This window comes from Roseomonas sp. FDAARGOS_362 (assembly GCF_002754815.1).
Taxonomy (GTDB): Bacteria; Pseudomonadota; Alphaproteobacteria; order Acetobacterales; family Acetobacteraceae; genus Roseomonas; species Roseomonas mucosa.
On record NZ_CP024588.1, the window covers coordinates 2,037,461 to 2,054,404 of the forward strand.

Here is a 16,944-nt window from a genome sequence, read left to right on the forward strand (position 1 = left end):
TGATCGGTCGTGATCGCACACGAGCGTTCTTTCCGCTGGTCTTGTGCATCCTCCACGGCAATTTTGCGGAACCATGTCGGACATACTCATCCCGCAGCGCAGCAAGCGCGCCGAGACCACCCGCCGGAAGATCCTGGACGCCGCGGTCGTCGAGTTCACCGCCAATGGCCTGGCCGGGGCCCGGGTGGACGAGATCGCCGCCCGGGCCGGGGTGAACAAGCGCATGCTCTATGTGCATTTCGGCAGCAAGGAGGAGCTCTGGATCCAGGTCCTGGAGCATGTCTATGGCGCCAAGCGGGAGGAGGAGCGGGCGCTCGACGTCGGCAGCCTGCCGCCGGTGGAGGCCATGGCACGGCTGGTGCGCTTCAACCTTCGCTACACGGCGCGGCATCCGGAGTTCGTCACCCTGCTGAACCAGGAGAACATGCACCGGGCCAGTTACCTGGGGCGCAGCGAGCAGGTGCGGGCGCTCTATTCGCCGCTGCTCGAATCCGTGCGGGATGTCCTGGTCAGGGGCGCCGAGGCGGGCGTCTTCCGGCGCGATGCCGATCCTTTGCAGACCTATGTGACGATCGTGGCGGTGGGCCATTTCTACGTGGCCAACCTCCATACCCTTTCGGCCATCTTCAAGACCGACCTGTCCACCGAGGTGGCGCTGGGGCTGCGCGAGGATCACTGCGTGGATGTGATCCTGGGCTATCTTCGTGCTTGACCGGCGGGGCAGTCCCGTTCTTAGGTAACCATGCAGTTACCTGAGAACGGGATGGAATCGTCATGGCGGAACGTCGCATTGGCCTGATCATGCATGGCGTGACAGGGCGCATGGGCATGAACCAGCACCTGATCCGCTCGATCGCCGCGATCCGGAAGGATGGCGGCGTCCCCCTGAAGAACGGCGACCGGCTGATGCCCGACCCGATCCTGGTCGGCCGCAACCGCGAGAAGCTGGAGGCCCTGGCCCGGGCGCACGGGGTGGAGCGCGTCGGCACCGATCTCGACGAGGCCCTGGCCAACAAGGAAGACGAGATCTTCTTCGACGCCGGCACCACGCAGATGCGCGCCGCGCTGATCCGCAAGGCCATCGCCGCCGGCAAGCACATCTACACCGAGAAGCCGACCGCCGATAACCTGGAGGACGCGCTGGACGTGGCCCGCCTCGCCCGCAAGGCGGGGGTGAAGAACGGCGCGGTGCAGGACAAGCTCTTCCTGCCGGGGCTGGTGAAGCTGAAGATGGCCATCGACAGCGGCTTCTTCGGCAAGATCCTCTCGGTGCGGGGCGAGTTCGGCTACTGGGTCTTCGAGGGCGACCTGCAGCCGACGCAGCGGCCCTCCTGGAACTACAAGAAGGACGAGGGCGGCGGCATCATCCTCGATATGCTCTGCCACTGGCGCTACGTGCTGGACAACCTGTTCGGCGAGACCAAGGCGGTCTCCTGCCTGGGCGCCACGCACATCCCGCGCCGCATCGACGAGAAGGGCGAGGCCTACGAAGCCGATGCCGACGATGCCGCCTACGCCACCTTCGAGCTGGAGGGCGGGGTGATCGCGCAGATCAATTCCTCCTGGGTGACGCGGGTGCGGCGGGACGACCTCGTGACCTTCCATGTGGACGGCACGCATGGTTCCGCCGTGGCCGGGCTGATGACCTGCCGGACGCAGAGCCGTGTGAACACGCCGAAGCCCGTCTGGAGCCCCGACACGCCGCAGCCCATCGACTTCTTCGCGGGCTGGGAGGAGATCCCCGACACGCAGCCCTATCCCAACGGCTTCCGGGTGCAGTGGGAGCTGTTCCTGCGCCATGTCGCGGGCGAGCTGCCGGAGTTCAAGTGGAACCTGCTGGCCGCCGCCAAGGGCGTGCAGCTCGCCGAGGCCGGCCTGAAGTCCTGGGCCGACCGCCGCTGGATCGACCTGCCGAAGCTGGAGGTCTGACCCTGTGCCGACCCTGACCCTGCCGGGCGCCGAGGGGCGCCTGGCGCCCTACACCACGGGCGCGCCACGGGAGTTCCCCGTGGCGAAGCCGCCCTTCCCGCGTATCGCCCTGGCCGCCGCGCATCTGGTGGCCGATCCGCTGGCGGAGCAGGACCCCTGGCTCGACGTGAGGATCGACTGGGACCGCACCATCGCCTTCCGCCGCCACCTCTGGTCGCTGGGCCTGGGCGTGGCCGAGGCGATGGATACGGCGCAGCGCGGCATGGGCCTCGACTGGGCGGGGGCGCAGGAGCTGATCCGGCGCTCGCTCGATGCGATGAAGGACGTGCCGGGCGCGGTGATGGCCTCCGGCGCCGGCACCGACCATCTGGCGCCCGGCCCGGATGTCACGGTGGACGACGTGATCCGTGCCTATGAGGAGCAGTGCTCCGCCGTCGAGGGCATGGGCGGGCGCATCATCCTGATGGCCTCCCGCGCCCTGGCCCGGGCGGCGCGCGGGCCGGACGACTATGTGCGCGTCTATGACCGCATCCTGCGGCAGGTGCGGCAGCCGGTGATCATCCACTGGCTGGGCGAGATGTTCGACCCGGCGCTGGAGGGCTACTGGGGCCATCACGACCACTGGAAGGCGATGGAGGTGGCGCTGGAGGTCATCGCCGGCCATGCCGCCAGGGTGGACGGGGTGAAGATCTCCCTGCTCGACAAGGAGAAGGAGATCGCCATGCGCCGCCGCCTGCCCGAAGGCGTGCGGATGTACACGGGCGACGACTTCAACTACGCCGAAACGATCGCCGGGGATTCCGAGGGGCATTCCGACGCGCTGCTCGGCATCTTCGATCCGATCGCCCCGGCGGTGGGCGGCGCGCTGGCCTGCCTGTCGCGCGACGACCTGCAAGGCTTCCACGACATCCTGGCGCCGACCGTGCCGCTCAGCCGGCATATCTTCAAGGCGCCGACCCGGTTCTACAAGACGGGCGTGGTCTTCATGGCCTGGCTGAACGGGCACCAGGACCACTTCACCATGGTCGGCGGACAGCAGTCGGCCCGCTCCATCGGCCATTTCGCGGAGCTCTTCCGTCTCGCCGACAAGGCCGGTCTGCTGCGCGACCCGGACCTTGCCGCCGCGCGGATGCGGCAGATCCTCGCGGTGCACGGCGTGTCATGAGCATGGCGAAGAGCGATCCCGGACCCCTTTCCCTCAACACCGCCACGGTGAAGGAGCGCTGGGGGCTGGCGGAATGCATCGAGGGCTGTGCCCGGCACGGCATCCCCGGCATCTCCCCCTGGCGCGACGTGCTGCAGGCCATGGGGGTGGAAGAGGCGGCGCGGCAGATCCGCGATGCCGGGCTGACGGTCACCGGCCTGTGCCGCGGCGGCATGTTCACGGCCCCCGACGCGGCGGGGCGGGCCGCCGCCATCGAGGACAACCGCCGCGCCATTGCCGAGGCCCATGCCATCGGCGCCGCCTGTCTCGTGATGGTCTGCGGCGGGCTGCCGCCCGGTTCCCGGGACCTGCCCGGGGCGCGGGAGATGGTGCGGGAGGGGCTGCACGCCATCATGGGCGAGGCGCGCGATGCCGGCGTCACCATCGCGCTGGAGCCGCTGCACCCGATGACCTGCGCCGACCGCTCCGTGCTCGCCACGCTGGGGCAGGCGCTGGATCTCTGCGAGGAGCTGGGGCGCGGCAGCGGCGTGGCGCTGGATGTCTATCATGTCTGGTGGGACCCGGACCTGGCCCGGCAGATGCGGCGCGCCCGGGGACGGATCGCCGCCTTCCACACCTGCGACTGGCTGGTGCCCACCACGGACACGGTCTTCGACCGCGGCCTGCCGGGCGACGGGGTGATCGACATCCCCGCCATCCGCGCCATGGCGGAGGAAGCCGGCTGGCCCGGCGGGGCGGAGGTGGAGATCCTGTCGCGCCGCTGGTGGGCACGCGATCCGGACGAGGTGCTGCCGCTGCTGAAGGAGCGCCACCAGAGCGCCTGCTGACACCCTCCGCACCCCGCCGGGCACGGGGGGGGGATGGCCGGTCTTCCGGCGAAGCTGCGGCGCGGGCCCGCGACGGCCCGCGCCCCCCCATCAAGAAGAATGCGTTCGGGAGAAACAACGGGAATGTTCATCGCAAGACGCGGCCTCCTGGCCGCCGGGCTGGCCCTTCCGTCCGTGGCCCTTCCGTCCCTGGCGCGCGCCCAGGGCGGCGGCGCCTGGGCCCCCACCCATCCGGTGCGCTTCGTCGTCCCCTTCCCCGCCGGCGGCGCCACCGACGTGGTGGCGCGCGTGCTGGGGGAGCGATTGCAGCAGCGCCTGGGCCAGCCGGTGGTGGTGGAGAACCGCACCGGCTCCGGCGGCAACCTCGGCATGGAGAATGCCGCGCATTCCCCCGCCGATGGCCATACGCTGGTGATGGCGACCATGGGAACGCTGAGCATCAACCAGCATTTGTACCGCAACCTCGGCTTCGATCCGGTGAAGGGCTTCGCCCCCATCTCCATGGCCTTCGGCACGGACCATGTGCTGATCGTCAACCCCGGGGTGCCGGCGCGGACGGCGCAGGAATTCGTGGCGCTGGCGAAGGAGAAGGGCAGCGGCATCAGCTATGGCTCGGCGGGTTCCGGCAGTTCCACCCATATGGTGGCGGAGCTCTTCCGGCTCGCCGCCGGCATCCAGCCGATGCACGTTCCCTATCGCGGCAGCGCCCCGGCCCTGAACGACACGATCGCCGGAACGGTGCAGTTCATGCTGGACCAGCTTCCCTCCGCCCTCGGCCAGATCCAGGCCGGGACGGTGCGCGCCCTGGCGACCACCGGCCCGCGGCGCTCGGCCCTGTTGCCGGAGGTTCCCACCATGGCGGAGATCGGGCTCCCGGCGGCGGAAGCGACCTCCTGGGGCGCGGTCCTCGCCCCCGCCGGGACACCGGCCGCCGCCATCGCCCGCTACAACCAGGCGATCCGCGAGATCCTGGCCGAGCCCGGGGCGCAGGAACGCCTCGCCGCCGCCGGAGCGGACGCGGTTTCCTCCACGCCCGAGGAGCTCGCCGCCACCATCCGGCGGGAAAGCGACAAATGGGGCCGCGTGGTGCAGGAGGCGAGGATCACCGTGAACTGACGGCCCAAAGGGGGTGCCCGGAAGGGGCACCGCTCAGGCCAGATGCGGCAGGTCCTGCGCCCGGACCTCGTGGCGCAGGGGCTCCCCGGACAGGAAGCGCCGGATCTCCTCGATCACCAGCGCCGTCATGCGCTGCGTTTCCGGCCCTTCCGCCCCCGCGATATGCGGCGTCAGGAAGACGTTGGGCAGGTCGTAGAGCGGATGCCCCGGCGGCAGCAGGTCGGGTTCCGTCACGTCGATCACCGCGCTGATCCGCCCGCCTGACAGGGCCTCCACCAGCGCCTCCTGGTCCACGAGGCCGCCCCGTGCCGTGTTCAGCAGCACCGCGCCGTCCCGCATCAGCGCCAGTTCCCGCCGGCCGATCATGCCGCGCGTGGCGGGCAGCAGCGGTGCGTGCAGGCTGACCAGATCGGCCTCGGCGAGCAGGACCTCCAGCGGCCGCGGGGTGGCGCCCAGCCGCGCGGCCTCCTCCCCGCCCACGAAAGGGTCGCTCAGCAGCACCCGCAGGTCGAAGGGCCGCAGCAGCTCGATCACCCGCCGCCCGATCCGGGAGGCACCGACGATGCCGACCGACTTGCCGTAATTGCCCAGGCCCGGCGCGAGGTTGCTCCAGGGCTTCGGCGCATCGCGCCGTTCCCGGTACAGCCGGTTGAGGCGGAAGACCTGCTTGTTGGCGAAGAGGATCGCCGCCAGCGTGTATTCCGCCACCGGCAGCGCATTGGCATCGGCGGCATTGACCACGCGGATGCCGCGCTCCCATGTCTCGGGCGCGAGATGCCCCTTCACCGTGCCGGCGAGATGCGCCACCAGCCGCAGGCGCGGCATGGCCTCCAGCGCCGCCCGGTCCAGCCGCGGCGCGCCCCAGCCGGTCACCAGCACCTCCACCTCCGGCAGGAGCGGTGCCAGCGCGGGGTCGTCGAAGCGGCGTACGGGTTCGGGCAGCAGGACATCCAGCAGTTCCCGCAGTTGCGCGTGCTGCGCGGCGGAGACGGTTTCGGGATTGCGGCCCGGGTCATAGGCCAGCAGGGCAGCGGGTCCGCTCATGATTCCTCCCCAGGTTTTCCTGCCGCAATGCAGCAAAAGTAACCAGACATTTACGAAGTATCCCGGGCGTGGATTATCCACCTCATCCCTTTGCCTGCAAGCTATCCGCCGTTGATGCTTGACATGCCGTGGTGCGGTAGTAACCTTCCAGTTACCAAAAAGCGGCAGCCGGCCGCCTCCGAACCCGCGCCGACGGCATGGTTCCCGGACACGGCCCCGAGGCGTGTTGTCCCGGGAGCCGACCCGAAGTGGGCGAGAACGGCGCCGGACAAGGGGAGGACAAGTCCATGGCGGATCTCGCGCGGCGCGACCTGGGTCGGCTGGCCCTGGGCGGCGGCCTTGCCCTGATGGGCGGCACGCTGGCGGGCGGCCGTTCCGCCAGGGCGGCGGAAACGAGGATGGCGGTGCAATGGTTCGGCGCCAGCGACCGCGCCCGCCGCACCTTCGCGGTGATCGAGCTCTTCGAGAAGCGCCATCCCGGCCTCAAGATCAATGGCCAGTACGGCAACTCCACCGACTACTTCCAGAAGATCAACACGCAGATCGCCGGCCGCAACGGGCCGGACGTCTTCCAGCTCGAACCCAACAGCCTGTCCGACTATGCGCGGCGCGGCGCGCTGCTGCCGCTGGAGCCGATGCTGGGCAAGACCATCGACGTGTCGGGCATCGACCCTTCGATGCTCGACCTCTGCCGCGTGGACGGCAAGGTCTATGGCATGGGGCTCGGCCTGAACTCCTTCGCCATGCTCTATGATTCCGAGGTCTTCGCGCGCACCGGCCTGACGCCGCCGGACGAGAAGACCAGCTGGGACGACTATGTCCGCCTTTCGGTGGAGCTGACCAAGGCGGCCAAGCAGGAGAACTGGTGGGGTTCCGCCGATATCAGCCGGAACCAGCAGGCGCTGACCGTCTGGCTGCGCCAGCATGGCATCGATCTCTTCACGGCGGAGGGCAAGCTCGGCCTCACCCCGGAGCTGGCGGCGGAATGGTTCGCCTTCTGGGACAGGCAACGCAAGGCCGGCGGCTGCATCACGCCCGACATCGCCTCGCAGGACGTGAACTCCATCCAGTCCATGCCGCTGGTCACCAAGAATGCCGGCATGGCGCTGATGTTCTCCAACCAGCTCGTCGCGACGCAGGAGGTCGTGCCGTTCAGGCTGGGCATGACCACCTTCCCGCATGGCGGCCCCGGCGCGAAGCCGGGGCATTTCTACCGCCCCGCACTGATCTGGTGCCTTTATGGCCGCGGCCGCAACACGCAACTTGCGGCGGAGTTCGTGAACTTCTTCCTCAACGATCCGGAGGCGGTGAAGATCCTGGGCGTCGAGCGTGGCGTGCCGATGGCCAAGGCATCGCGCGAGCTCGTCCTGCCGACGCTGAACGAGATGGAGCGCCGCACGGTGGAGTACGTCAACCTCCTGGCCGACAAGGTGGGCCCCTATCCGCCCGCCATGCCGGTGAACGCGCAGCAGTTCGGCCAGTTCCTGCGCAACGCCGCCGACGAGTTCGCCTTTGGCCGGATGGATGCGAAGCAGGCCGCCGCGAAGCTGGTCAGCGACACGAACGCCATCCTGTGACGAACGCGGACCTGCACGCGGCCATCCGCGGGAACCCGCTGGGCACCCGCGCCGATGCCGCCCACCTGCTGCTCGACCTGAACGCGCCGCTGCGGCCCTGCTTCAGCCCGGGGCGCGCGCAGGTGCGGCTGGGGCTGGACAGCGCGCATTTCGACCGCAAGGCCGAATGGTTCGAGGGCTATGCCCGCCCGCTCTGGGGCCTCGCGCCCTTCGCGGCGGGCGGCGGCGATTTCGACGGCTGGTCCCTGTTCCGGGAGGGGCTGGCGAGCGGCAGCGACCCCGCGCATCCGGAATACTGGGAGGCCGTCACCGACCACGACCAGCGCTCGGTGGAGATGGCGGCGCTGGGCTTCGCCCTGGCCCTGGTGCCCGAGCATCTGTGGGAGCCGCTGCCGGAAACCGCGAAGCGCAACCTCGCCACCTGGCTCGGCGGCGTGCAGCGCGTCGCCATGGCCGACAACAACTGGCACTTCTTTCCGGTCATGGCGGGGCTGGGCATGGAGCGCGTCGGCCTGCCGGTCGACGAGGCTTCCCGCGACCGGCACTTGGCACGGATCGAGGAATTCTACCTCCGCGACGGCTGGTACGGCGACGGGGCCGGCGGCCATATCGACCACTACAACGGCTTCGCGCTGCAGTTCTATGGCCTCGCCTATGCCGCCCTGGCCGGCGGGCGCGACCCGGAGCGCGCCGCCCGCTACCGCGACCGTGCGGTCGCCTTCGCCCGGGGCTTCCGCCACTGGTTCGGCGATGACGGCGCCACGCTGGCGATCGGCCGTTCGCTGACCTACCGCTTCGCCACCGCCGCCTTCTGGGGCGCGCTGGCCTATGCCGGGGTGGAGGCGCTGCCCTGGGGCGTGATCCGCGGGCTCTGGGCACGGCAGATCCGCTGGTGGCTGCAACAGCCGATGCTGGACGAGGCCGGGCGGATGCGCGTCGGCTATCGCTGGCCGAACCTGCTGATGAGCGAGAACTACAATTCCCAGGGCTCGCCCTACTGGGCCTTCAAGGCCTTCCTGCCGCTCGCCCTGCCGGACACGCATCCCTTCTGGCAGGCCGAGGAGGCGCCGCACCCGGACGCGGACGGCGTGACCCTGATCCCCGGGGCCTTCATGCTGGTGCGGCGCCAGGGCGGCGACGTCACCGCCCTGCCCGCCGGGCCCAGCCACGACAACATGCGCGGCGGCACGGAGAAATACGCGAAATTCGCCTATTCCACGCATCTCGGCCCCTGCCTGGAGGCGGCGCGCTGGATCCACAATGGCGCCTGCGGCGACAACATCCTGGCCGTCAGCACGGATGAGCGGGACTGGCACATCCGCCGCGACATCCCCGCCCGCCGCCTCGGCCGGGACTGGATCGAGACCGGCTGGTCGCCGCTGGCGGGGGTGGAGGTCACGACGCTCCAGTTCTTCAGCGAGGGCTGGGAGATCCGCCTGCACGACCTCCTCACCGACTGGGACGTCGCGACCCTGGAATCAGGCCATGCGGTGCCCTGCCGCGTCCGCTCCCGCAAGCGGCCGGGCGGCTCCGTGCTGGACCTCCTGTCGGAAGGCGGAATCCTGCTGCAGGTGGGGGAGGCGGCGGCGAGCGCGATCCTGGACCCCCTCGGCCGGCGGCGGAGCGGGGCGATGGATGTCATGGCCAATACCAGCCTGATGTTCCCGCAGGCCGCCGTGCCGGTGCTGGGCGGCCGCCTCCCGCCCGGCCGGCACCTGCTGGCCACGGCGGTGCGGGCGGAGCGGCAGGCGGGGATGGCGTTTCCGCTCCCCGCCTGGGACCGGATCGCGGCCCTGGCCGCCGGGGCCGGCTGGGATGCGGCACGGGGCGTGGAACCGGGTCCGCTGCCCGGGCCGGCTCAGTCGCTGCGGACCGACAACCGCGTCCCGGACCCGGTCCTGGCGATGTGACGCCCCGGGCGGCGCCTCACTCGCAGCGGAGCGCCGCCCGCATCTCCTGCGCCCCCAGCGGGTCGCAGAGGGCCGCCAGGCGCCCGGCGGCGATCACGGCATAGCGGTGCAGCAGCGACTTGCGCCGTGCCGGGGCCAGAGGGCGGTGCGGGGCCTCGCGCAGGACGGCCGTCTCGTAGCCGTCGGTGCACCAGAGGCCGACCTCCTCCGGGATGAGGTCCTGCGGGAAGTCGCAATCCACCGCGAAGAACAGCCGGTCGCACCATTCCAGGTACTGCGGCCATTTCGCATCGGAAAGAAAGTCGCGCGGCCCGCTCTTCACCTCGATGGCGTTCAACTGACCTTCCGGCGTGAGCGCCATGATATCGAGCCTGCGCCCGCAGGGGATCGGCACTTCCAGCACGGGCGCCCAGCCCAGGCGGGCGCAATGGCGCATGGCGGAACGGCAGACCAGCGCGGTGCGGTCGGGGACGGACAGGTCGAGCGGCATGAGAACGAATCGGGGACAGAATGCCAGCGGAGTCAAGCGCCGGCGGCCCGCCTTCACGGATGCGCCAGGGAGGCTGTCCATTCCTGGCATCGCTTTGGGGAAGCGCCCTATCCTGGCGGGGCAGCGGACAGGAGCACGGATCAGGTCATGAGGCCGAGCCTTCGCAACCTGGCTTATGGACTGATCCAGGGGCTGGGCTGGATCGGCGTCTTCGCCCTGATCGGGGCGAGCCTGCTGCTGGTCCGGCGCATGGGCTTCCCGGCCGTGCTGCTGCTCGGCCTGATCGCCAGCCTGGTCTGTGTCCGGGCCGAGTTGTCGCAGGACACGCCAAGCTGGGGGCGGGACATCTTCGCCGCCCGCTGGCACAGCCGCCCCGATGCGTCGGAACGGCAGGCCTCGGCGGAGCAGGTCGCCACGCTCCGCTTCTACCGGAACTGCGGCTTCGCGCTGATCCTGGCCGGCGCGCTGGGCTCGGCCTGGCAGGTCTGGCGGATGGGCTGAACGGCGGCCGGCCCACCCGGAGGCCGGCCCACCCGGAGGCCGGCCAGGCCTTTCCGGGCTCAGTGCCCGGTGAAGGCGGCGCGTTCCTCCGCCCCGTCGTCCCGCTCGCCCGTCGGGCGCCCGGCCCAGAAGCCCGCGATCAGCGAGCCGGACAGGTTGTGCCAGACGGAGAAGAGCGCGCCCGGCAGGGCCGCGAGCGGCGAGAAGTAGATCTTGCCCAGCGCGGCGGCGAGTCCGGAATTCTGCATCCCGACCTCCAGCGCCAGGGTGCGGCAGATGCTTTCCTCGAAGCCGAGCAGCCGCCCGCCCCAGTAGCCGCCGAGCAGGCCGATGCCGTTGTGCAGCACCACGCCCAGCATCACCACCGGCCCCACCGCGGCGATGCTGTTGCGGGTGCCCGCCACGACGGCGCCGATGATCAGCAGGATCGCGATCATGGAGACCAGCGGCAGCACCGGCTTCACCCCCCGCACAACGCGCGGCACGAGATGGCTCGCCACCAGCCCGGCGGCGATGGGCAGGGCGACGATCTGCAGGATGCTGGTCAGCAGGCCGAAGGTGTCCACCGCGATCTCGGCCGAGACGTAGAGCCGGGTGAGCAGCGGCGTCGCCACCACGCCCACCACGGTGGACAGCGCGCTGATCGTCACCGCCAGCGCCACGTCGCCGCGCGAAAGATAGACCATGACCGTGGAGGCGGTGCCGCTCGCCACGCTGCCCACCAGCACCATGCCGGCGGACAGGTCGGGCGGCATGTGCAGCAGCCGGGCGATGGCCCAGGCGGCCAGAGGCATGATCAGGTAGTGCAGCCCGACCCCGGCCAGAACCGGCGCGGGGCGCGTGATCACCCGGCGGAAATCCTCCAGCTTCAGGGTGACACCCATGGCGAACATGATCAGCGACAGCAGCAGCGTGACCCAGGGCGCGACCGGCTGGAACACGGCGGGGGAGAGATAGGCCAGGACGGCGGCGATCACCGCCCAGAGCGGGAAGAGCCGGGTGACGGCGGACATGGCGGCAACTCGTCGGAGAAGCGGTTTTAACGGATGCGGGGCCGGCTCCTGTAGAGGCTCGTCCGGGCGCCGGTAACCCCGCCGCGCCGCAAGGCAGCCCCGTGCCCCCCGTCCATGCCGTCCGGCCAAGGGTCCGGCCCGCGCCGCCCCCGGCCGGGGCGCCCGCCTCGTGGGCCCCGCCCCATGCCCGCTGCCGGGCACCCTCCCCGGCCTCCCCCGGGCACCCTCCCCGGGCACCCTCCCCGGCTCTTGACCCGGCCGGGTGCCGGAGGCCTGTTGCGGGCTGGAGGAGGACACGTCCACATGATCCATCGCCGCAGCGCCTTGCGGGCCCTGGCCGCCCTCGGCCCCATCGCCGCCAGCCTGTCCCGCCCCGCCCGGGCCCAGGGCGCGCCGCCCCTGCATCTCGTGGTGCCCGCCCCGCCGGGCGGCCCGACCGACATCCTGGCCCGGGTCCTGGCGGAAGGCGTGCATCCGTCCCTGGGCCGCATCGTGGTGGTGGACAACAAGCCCGGTGCCGGCGGCGTGATCGGCAGCGAGGTCGTGGCCCGCGCCGCGCCCGACGGCAACACCATCGTGCTGGGCCACAACCAGACCCACGCCTCGAACCAGTGGATGATGCCGAACCTGCCCTACGACGTCCTCGAGAGCTTCACCCCCGTCGCGCGGCTGGGCACGGTCCACCATGCGCTGGTGGTCGGGGCGGACTCGCCCTCGCGCAGCCTGGCGGAGCTGATCGGGCGCGGGCGGCGGGAGGAGCTGAGCTATGCCTCATCCCAGGCCGGCTCCGCCTCGCATGTGATCAGCGAGACGCTGGTTCGGCGCACGGGGATGCGGGCGGTCCACGTGCCCTATCGCGGCGCCGCCCCGGCGGCGACCGACACGATGACCGGGGTTGTGGATTTCTACACCGCCACCTTCCCCTCGGTCGCGCCGCTGGTGCGCGACGGCAAGCTGCGCGCCCTGGCCATCGGCGCCCCGGCCCGCCTGCCGGACTTCCCCGACATCCCCACCGCCACCGAGGCCGGGCAGCCCGAGCCCTTCGTGGATGCCTGGTTCGGCCTCTTCGCACCGGCGCAGACCCCCGCACCCGTGGTGGAGCGGATCGCCGGGGCCATGCTCGGCGTGGTGCGGGACCCGGCGATGGGGGAGAAGCTGCGGAATGCCGGCTTCACCCTCGCCCCGCAGGGGCCGGGGGAATTCGCGGCCTTCCAGAAGCAGGAGGTCGCCCGCTGGCGGGAGATGGTGCGGCTGACCGGGGTGAAGCTGGAGGGCTGAACCCCCCGGCCCTGTGACCGGAAGCGGGCTGGCCAAGCCGGGCTGGCGGAGGGATGCTGGCTGTGCAGGCCCGGCGCAGCCGGTCGGAGCCATGCCCTCCCGGCCCCCGGGCATGCTCCCCTGCGGCCCGCGGGCTGGCCCCACCGCCGATGGCATCACGGGAACCCGGACGGGCGGGCCGCGACAACGGAAGGACAGGACCATGGAACGACGCCCGCTCGGCCGATCCGGCCTCACGCTCCCGCCTCTGGTCTTCGGCGGCAATGTCTTCGGCTGGACGGCGGACGAGACCACCTCCTTCCGCCTGCTCGACCGGCTGGTGGAGGCAGGATTCAACGCCATCGACACGGCCGACATCTATTCCCACTGGGCACCGGGCCATAGCGGGGGCGAATCCGAGAACGTCATCGGCCAGTGGCTGAAGCGGCGCGGCCGGCGCGACGACGTGCTGATCCTCACCAAGGTCGGCGGCGAGATGCCGGGCCAGGGCAAGGGCCTTGGCCGCGACTGGATCAGGAAGGAGGTGGAGCATTCGCTGAAGCGCCTGCGCACCGACTACATCGACCTCTACCAGTCGCATTTCGACGACCCCGGCACGCCGCTCGCCGAGACCATGGGCGCTTATGCCGAGCTGATCGCCGAGGGCAAGGTGCGGGCCGTGGGCGCCTCCAACTATTCCGCCGCGCGGCTGCGCGAGGCGCTGACCGCCGCCGCCGAGCTGGGCGTGCCGCGCTACGAGAGCCTGCAGCCGCACTACAACCTCGTGGAGCGCGAGGGGTTCGAGGAGGAGCTGCAGCCGCTCTGCTACGAGGAGGGGATCGGCGTGATCACCTATTTCTCGCTCGCCGCCGGCTTCCTCACCGGCAAGTACCGCAGCGAGGAGGATCTGGGGCAGAGCCCACGCGGCGGCGGCGTGAAGAAGTACCTGAACCCCCGGGGACTCGCCGTGCTGCGCGCCTTGGACGAGGTTTCCGCCCGCCATGGCGTCACCCAGGCGCAGGTCGCCATTGCCTGGCTGGCCAACCGCGGCGGCGTCACCGCCCCGATCGCCAGCGCCACCCGGCTGGAACAGCTGGAGGACCTGCTGAAGGCGGCCACGCTCAAGCTATCCGCCGAGGATACGGCGCTGCTCGACAAGGCCAGCGCGCCCTAGCGCCGGGCCGGGGAAGGCGCATGCCTCCCCCGGCTCCCTCTCCTCCGTCCAGGATGGGAGGATAGTCCCTTTAATGAGACGATTTTCAGTTATTGCTTCGAATCCTGGAACCATGCTCATCTTCGCTTCTGAGAGAAGCTGAAGAGAAACGATGCGTCTGGTCATTCGAACTCTCAATCAGGCGATCCTGACCCAGCAGAGGATTCACGACGAAGCCTTGCAGCAGGCTGGCTCCGCCCAGTTCGCGCATGTCCGAATGGCGTTCCACGACGTCGCGGAAGCGGCGATGCTGGCTATCCTCCACTTGCAGAACCGTCTCCTGGCGGCGAGCCGGCCGCTGTCGCACGACCGGCGGGAATGAGGGGGCGGCCGGCCCAGGAGGGGCCGGCCGCCTGGAGACCTCAGACGTCGAAGAAGACGGTCTCGTCCGCGCCGCCCTGCAGGCGGATGTCGAAGGTGTAGACCACCTTGCCGTCGCGCTCGGAACGCTGCGCGATCAGGGTCTTCCGGCGCTCCGCCTGCTCGACGATGTTGAGCACCGGGTCCTTCCTGTTCGCCTCCTCCTCGTCGGAGAAGTACATGCGCGTGCTCAGGCCGATATTGATGCCGCGCGCCGCGACCCAGAAGTTGACATGCGGCGCCATCTCGCCCCGCCCCGCGCGGCCGGCGACCTTGCCGGGCTTGATCGTCTCGAAGGTATAGACGCCGGTGTCGAAGGCCGTGCCGGTGCGGCCCCAGCCGCGGAAGGCCGGGTCCACCGGCTTGTCCTGCTGGTCGGCCTCATGGTCGTACTTGCCGGCGGCATTGGCCTGCCAGATCTCCAGCAGGATGTCCTTGCAGAGCGAACCCGTGCCGTCGATGACGCGGCCCTCGATGGTGATGCGCTCGCCCTGGGTCTCGGGCGTCACCAGCGTGTTGCTGAAGTCCTTCTCGAAGATGTCGAAGCCCGCCTGGTGCGGGATCAGCCCGATATGCACATAGGGGCCGGCGGTCTGGGACGGCGTTTCCTGGAGGAAGGAGGCCGGGGCGTTGACGTTGAACATGGGCGCTCAGTTCCCCTGCAGCTTGTTCTCGAACAGCGTGGAGCGCTGGCCGCGCAGGACGATGTCGAAGCGGTAGGCCAGGGAGTCCAGCGGCACGCCGGCATTCATGTCGAGGCGCGCGATCAGGCGGTCGCGGGCCGCCAGGTCCGGGACGGTGCCCAGGATCTGGTCGTGCGGGATCAGCGGATCGCCCTCGAAGTACATCTGGGTGATCAGACGCTGCGCGAAGCCGCTGCCGAAGAGCGAGAAGTGGATATGCGCCGGGCGCCAGCTGTTGACGTAGTTGCGGAAGGGATAGGCACCGGGCTTGACCGTGCGGAAGACGTAGTAGCCGTCCGCATCCGTCACGGTGCGGCCGCAGCCGCCGAAATTCGGGTCGATGGGGGCGAGGTAGGTGTCGTTCTTGTGGCGGTAGCGGCCGCCGGCATTGGCCTGCCAGAACTCCACCAGCGTGCCGCCGACGCCGCGGCCGTTCTCGTCCACCACGCGGCCATGGACGATGGTGCGCTCGCCGATCGGCTCGCCCGTCTTGGCGTAGTTCAGGATCAGGTCGTTATCCAGCTCGCCGATGTCGCCATGGCCGAAGACCGGGCCGGTCACCTCGGACAGCGAGTTCTGCAGCGAGACGAGAGGCATGCGCGGGGAGCGGGCGACGCTGGTCTTGTAGGTCGGCGTATAGGCCGGCGGATGGATGGCACGGTTGCGCATCATGAATTCCGGCGCCGCGGCGCGCCGCAGGCTGTCGCGGTTCAGCAATTGCTTATGGCCGTCGGGCATCGACGCCTCCCTGCTGGTTGCTTCTGTTCCGGGGCATTGACAGACCCCGCCGGTCGCCGTCGGCGGACGCCGGTCCAGGCCACAGGCTTGCACCCGTGGCGGCCGGGGATCAACGAGGCAGACTCGCGGAATCCATAAGTTATAAGTTATGAATGACCCGGATGACCAACCGCCGTTTCGAATGCTTCGTCGCCGCCGCCCGTGAGCTGCATATCGGGCGCGCCGCCGAGCGCCTCGGGATCGCGCAGCCTGCCCTCAGCCAGCAGATCCGGGCCCTGGAACAATCGGTGGGGGCGCGGCTGCTGCGCCGCGTCGGGCGCGGCATCGCGCTGACCGAGGCGGGGGCGGCCTTTCTGCCCGAAGCCGCGGCGGCGCTGGAGCAGGAGGCGCGGGCGGTGCATGTCGCCCGCCGCGCCGCCCGGGGCGAACTCGGCGAGATCAGCATCGGCTACGTGAACACCGCCATGCTGGGGCCGGAACTGCCCACCCTGCTCTCGGCCTTCCGCCGTTCCGTGCCCGATGCGCGGATCGACCTGCAGGAGATCTCGGTGCAGGACCAGCTGCCCGCACTGGAGCAGCGGCGCCTGGACCTGGCCGTGGTGCGGGAGCCGGTGGGCATCCTGCCGCCCGAATACCAGGCCCGGCCCTTCAGCCGCGACGCGCTTCTGGCGGCGGTGATGCCCTCCCTGGCGGAGCGCCTGCCCCGGCCGCTGCCGCTGGAGGCGCTGGCGGAGCAGCCCTTCATCGCCCTGCGCGACCCACAGGGCATGGGGCTGGGGCATCGGCTCTGGCAGCTCTGCCAGGGGGCCGGGTTTACGCCCCGGATCGAGTTGCGGGTGAACAACGCCACCAGCATCCTGGGGCTGGTGGCCGCCGGCTTCGGGGTCAGCCTGATGCCGGCGGTCCTGCGGCGGATCGGAATGGCGGGGGTGGCGCTGCTGGAGCTGGAGGGGAGCGAGGCGCATACCGGCCTCGCCATCGTACACCGCCCGGCCGACATCTCCCCCCTGAAGCTGCGCTTCCTGGCCCATCTGCCACCGGGTGGGGAGGGTTTTCCACAACCGGAAGTCATTGTTTAACGCGGACTGAATCAACCCTCGATACGCTTAGCCTTGTTGTGT

17 protein-coding genes are annotated in these 16,944 nt (G+C 70.4%); 12 read left to right on the plus strand and 5 right to left on the minus strand.

What is annotated here, in order from left to right; genetic code table 11:
* Positions 1–73: 73 nt before the first annotated feature.
* From CTJ15_RS14210 to CTJ15_RS14230, 5 genes are all read left to right on the plus strand, one after another.
* Entirely contained in the window at positions 74–712 is a 639-nt protein-coding gene (locus CTJ15_RS14210; protein WP_027282863.1) for a TetR/AcrR family transcriptional regulator, read from the plus strand.
* 62 nt (positions 713–774) lie between these two features.
* Entirely contained in the window at positions 775–1,929 is a 1,155-nt protein-coding gene (locus CTJ15_RS14215) for a Gfo/Idh/MocA family protein (RefSeq protein ID WP_058389410.1), read from the plus strand.
* Between the two features lie 4 nt (positions 1,930–1,933).
* On the plus strand, positions 1,934–3,094 hold the full coding sequence (locus tag CTJ15_RS14220) for a dihydrodipicolinate synthase family protein (RefSeq protein ID WP_058389411.1): 1,161 nt from the start codon (positions 1,934–1,936) through the stop codon (positions 3,092–3,094).
* Positions 3,091–3,921, plus strand: a complete 831-nt coding sequence (locus tag CTJ15_RS14225; RefSeq protein ID WP_019460361.1) for a sugar phosphate isomerase/epimerase — start codon at positions 3,091–3,093, stop codon at positions 3,919–3,921. The genes CTJ15_RS14220 and CTJ15_RS14225 overlap by 4 nt, the downstream gene beginning before the upstream one ends.
* A gap of 123 nt (positions 3,922–4,044) precedes the next feature.
* A complete protein-coding gene (locus tag CTJ15_RS14230; protein ID WP_019460362.1) occupies positions 4,045–5,037 on the plus strand; it encodes a tripartite tricarboxylate transporter substrate binding protein in 993 nt (330 codons plus the stop codon).
* A 33-nt stretch (positions 5,038–5,070) separates the two neighbouring features.
* On the opposite strand, the gene CTJ15_RS14235 is transcribed toward CTJ15_RS14230, so the two are convergent.
* Entirely contained in the window at positions 5,071–6,081 is a 1,011-nt protein-coding gene (locus tag CTJ15_RS14235) for a hydroxyacid dehydrogenase (RefSeq protein ID WP_019460363.1), read from the minus strand.
* A 287-nt stretch (positions 6,082–6,368) separates the two neighbouring features.
* Between CTJ15_RS14235 and CTJ15_RS14240 the strand changes: the two genes are divergently transcribed.
* Positions 6,369–7,658 (plus strand): ABC transporter substrate-binding protein, encoded by a 1,290-nt coding sequence (locus CTJ15_RS14240; RefSeq protein WP_058389415.1) that lies wholly within the window; start codon positions 6,369–6,371, stop codon positions 7,656–7,658.
* Positions 7,655–9,568 (plus strand): DUF2264 domain-containing protein, encoded by a 1,914-nt coding sequence (locus CTJ15_RS14245; RefSeq protein ID WP_058389412.1) that lies wholly within the window; start codon positions 7,655–7,657, stop codon positions 9,566–9,568. Before CTJ15_RS14240 ends, CTJ15_RS14245 begins: the two co-directional genes overlap by 4 nt.
* Before the next feature lie 16 nt (positions 9,569–9,584).
* Here CTJ15_RS14245 and CTJ15_RS14250 read toward each other — a convergent pair whose 3' ends face one another.
* Positions 9,585–10,058: an MmcB family DNA repair protein gene (locus tag CTJ15_RS14250; RefSeq protein WP_019460366.1), complete on the minus strand. Its 474-nt coding sequence runs from the start codon at positions 10,056–10,058 to the stop codon at positions 9,585–9,587.
* Between the two features lie 147 nt (positions 10,059–10,205).
* Here CTJ15_RS14250 and CTJ15_RS14255 point away from each other — a divergent pair, with 147 nt between their 5' ends.
* Positions 10,206–10,559 (plus strand): hypothetical protein, encoded by a 354-nt coding sequence (locus CTJ15_RS14255; RefSeq protein WP_058389413.1) that lies wholly within the window; start codon positions 10,206–10,208, stop codon positions 10,557–10,559.
* Positions 10,560–10,618: 59 nt separating this feature from the next.
* Here CTJ15_RS14255 and CTJ15_RS14260 read toward each other — a convergent pair whose 3' ends face one another.
* Positions 10,619–11,572, minus strand: coding sequence for a bile acid:sodium symporter family protein (locus CTJ15_RS14260; protein ID WP_027297246.1), 954 nt, complete (start codon positions 11,570–11,572; stop codon positions 10,619–10,621).
* 303 nt (positions 11,573–11,875) lie between these two features.
* Between CTJ15_RS14260 and CTJ15_RS14265 the strand changes: the two genes are divergently transcribed.
* The 3 genes from CTJ15_RS14265 (at position 11,876) to CTJ15_RS14275 (ending at position 14,364) form a co-directional block, all read left to right on the plus strand.
* The gene (locus CTJ15_RS14265; protein ID WP_075822568.1) at positions 11,876–12,850 is read left to right on the plus strand and encodes a tripartite tricarboxylate transporter substrate binding protein; all 975 of its coding nucleotides are present in this window, start codon (positions 11,876–11,878) and stop codon (positions 12,848–12,850) included.
* A 202-nt stretch (positions 12,851–13,052) separates the two neighbouring features.
* Complete coding sequence (locus CTJ15_RS14270; protein WP_058390149.1) at positions 13,053–14,003, plus strand: aldo/keto reductase; 951 nt, start codon at positions 13,053–13,055, stop codon at positions 14,001–14,003.
* A 151-nt stretch (positions 14,004–14,154) separates the two neighbouring features.
* Positions 14,155–14,364 carry a hypothetical protein gene (locus tag CTJ15_RS14275; RefSeq protein ID WP_058390150.1) on the plus strand — a complete coding sequence of 70 codons (210 nt, stop codon included), beginning with the start codon at positions 14,155–14,157 and terminating at the stop codon, positions 14,362–14,364.
* Positions 14,365–14,404: 40 nt separating this feature from the next.
* Here CTJ15_RS14275 and pcaG read toward each other — a convergent pair whose 3' ends face one another.
* Positions 14,405–15,046 carry a protocatechuate 3,4-dioxygenase subunit alpha gene (pcaG, locus tag CTJ15_RS14280; RefSeq protein WP_019461837.1) on the minus strand — a complete coding sequence of 214 codons (642 nt, stop codon included), beginning with the start codon at positions 15,044–15,046 and terminating at the stop codon, positions 14,405–14,407.
* Between the two features lie 6 nt (positions 15,047–15,052).
* Entirely contained in the window at positions 15,053–15,757 is a 705-nt protein-coding gene (gene pcaH / locus CTJ15_RS14285; protein WP_037250872.1) for a protocatechuate 3,4-dioxygenase subunit beta, read from the minus strand.
* 227 nt (positions 15,758–15,984) lie between these two features.
* Between pcaH and CTJ15_RS14290 the strand changes: the two genes are divergently transcribed.
* On the plus strand, positions 15,985–16,902 hold the full coding sequence (locus tag CTJ15_RS14290) for a LysR family transcriptional regulator (protein WP_076970351.1): 918 nt from the start codon (positions 15,985–15,987) through the stop codon (positions 16,900–16,902).
* The last annotated feature ends 42 nt before the right edge of the window (positions 16,903–16,944 follow it).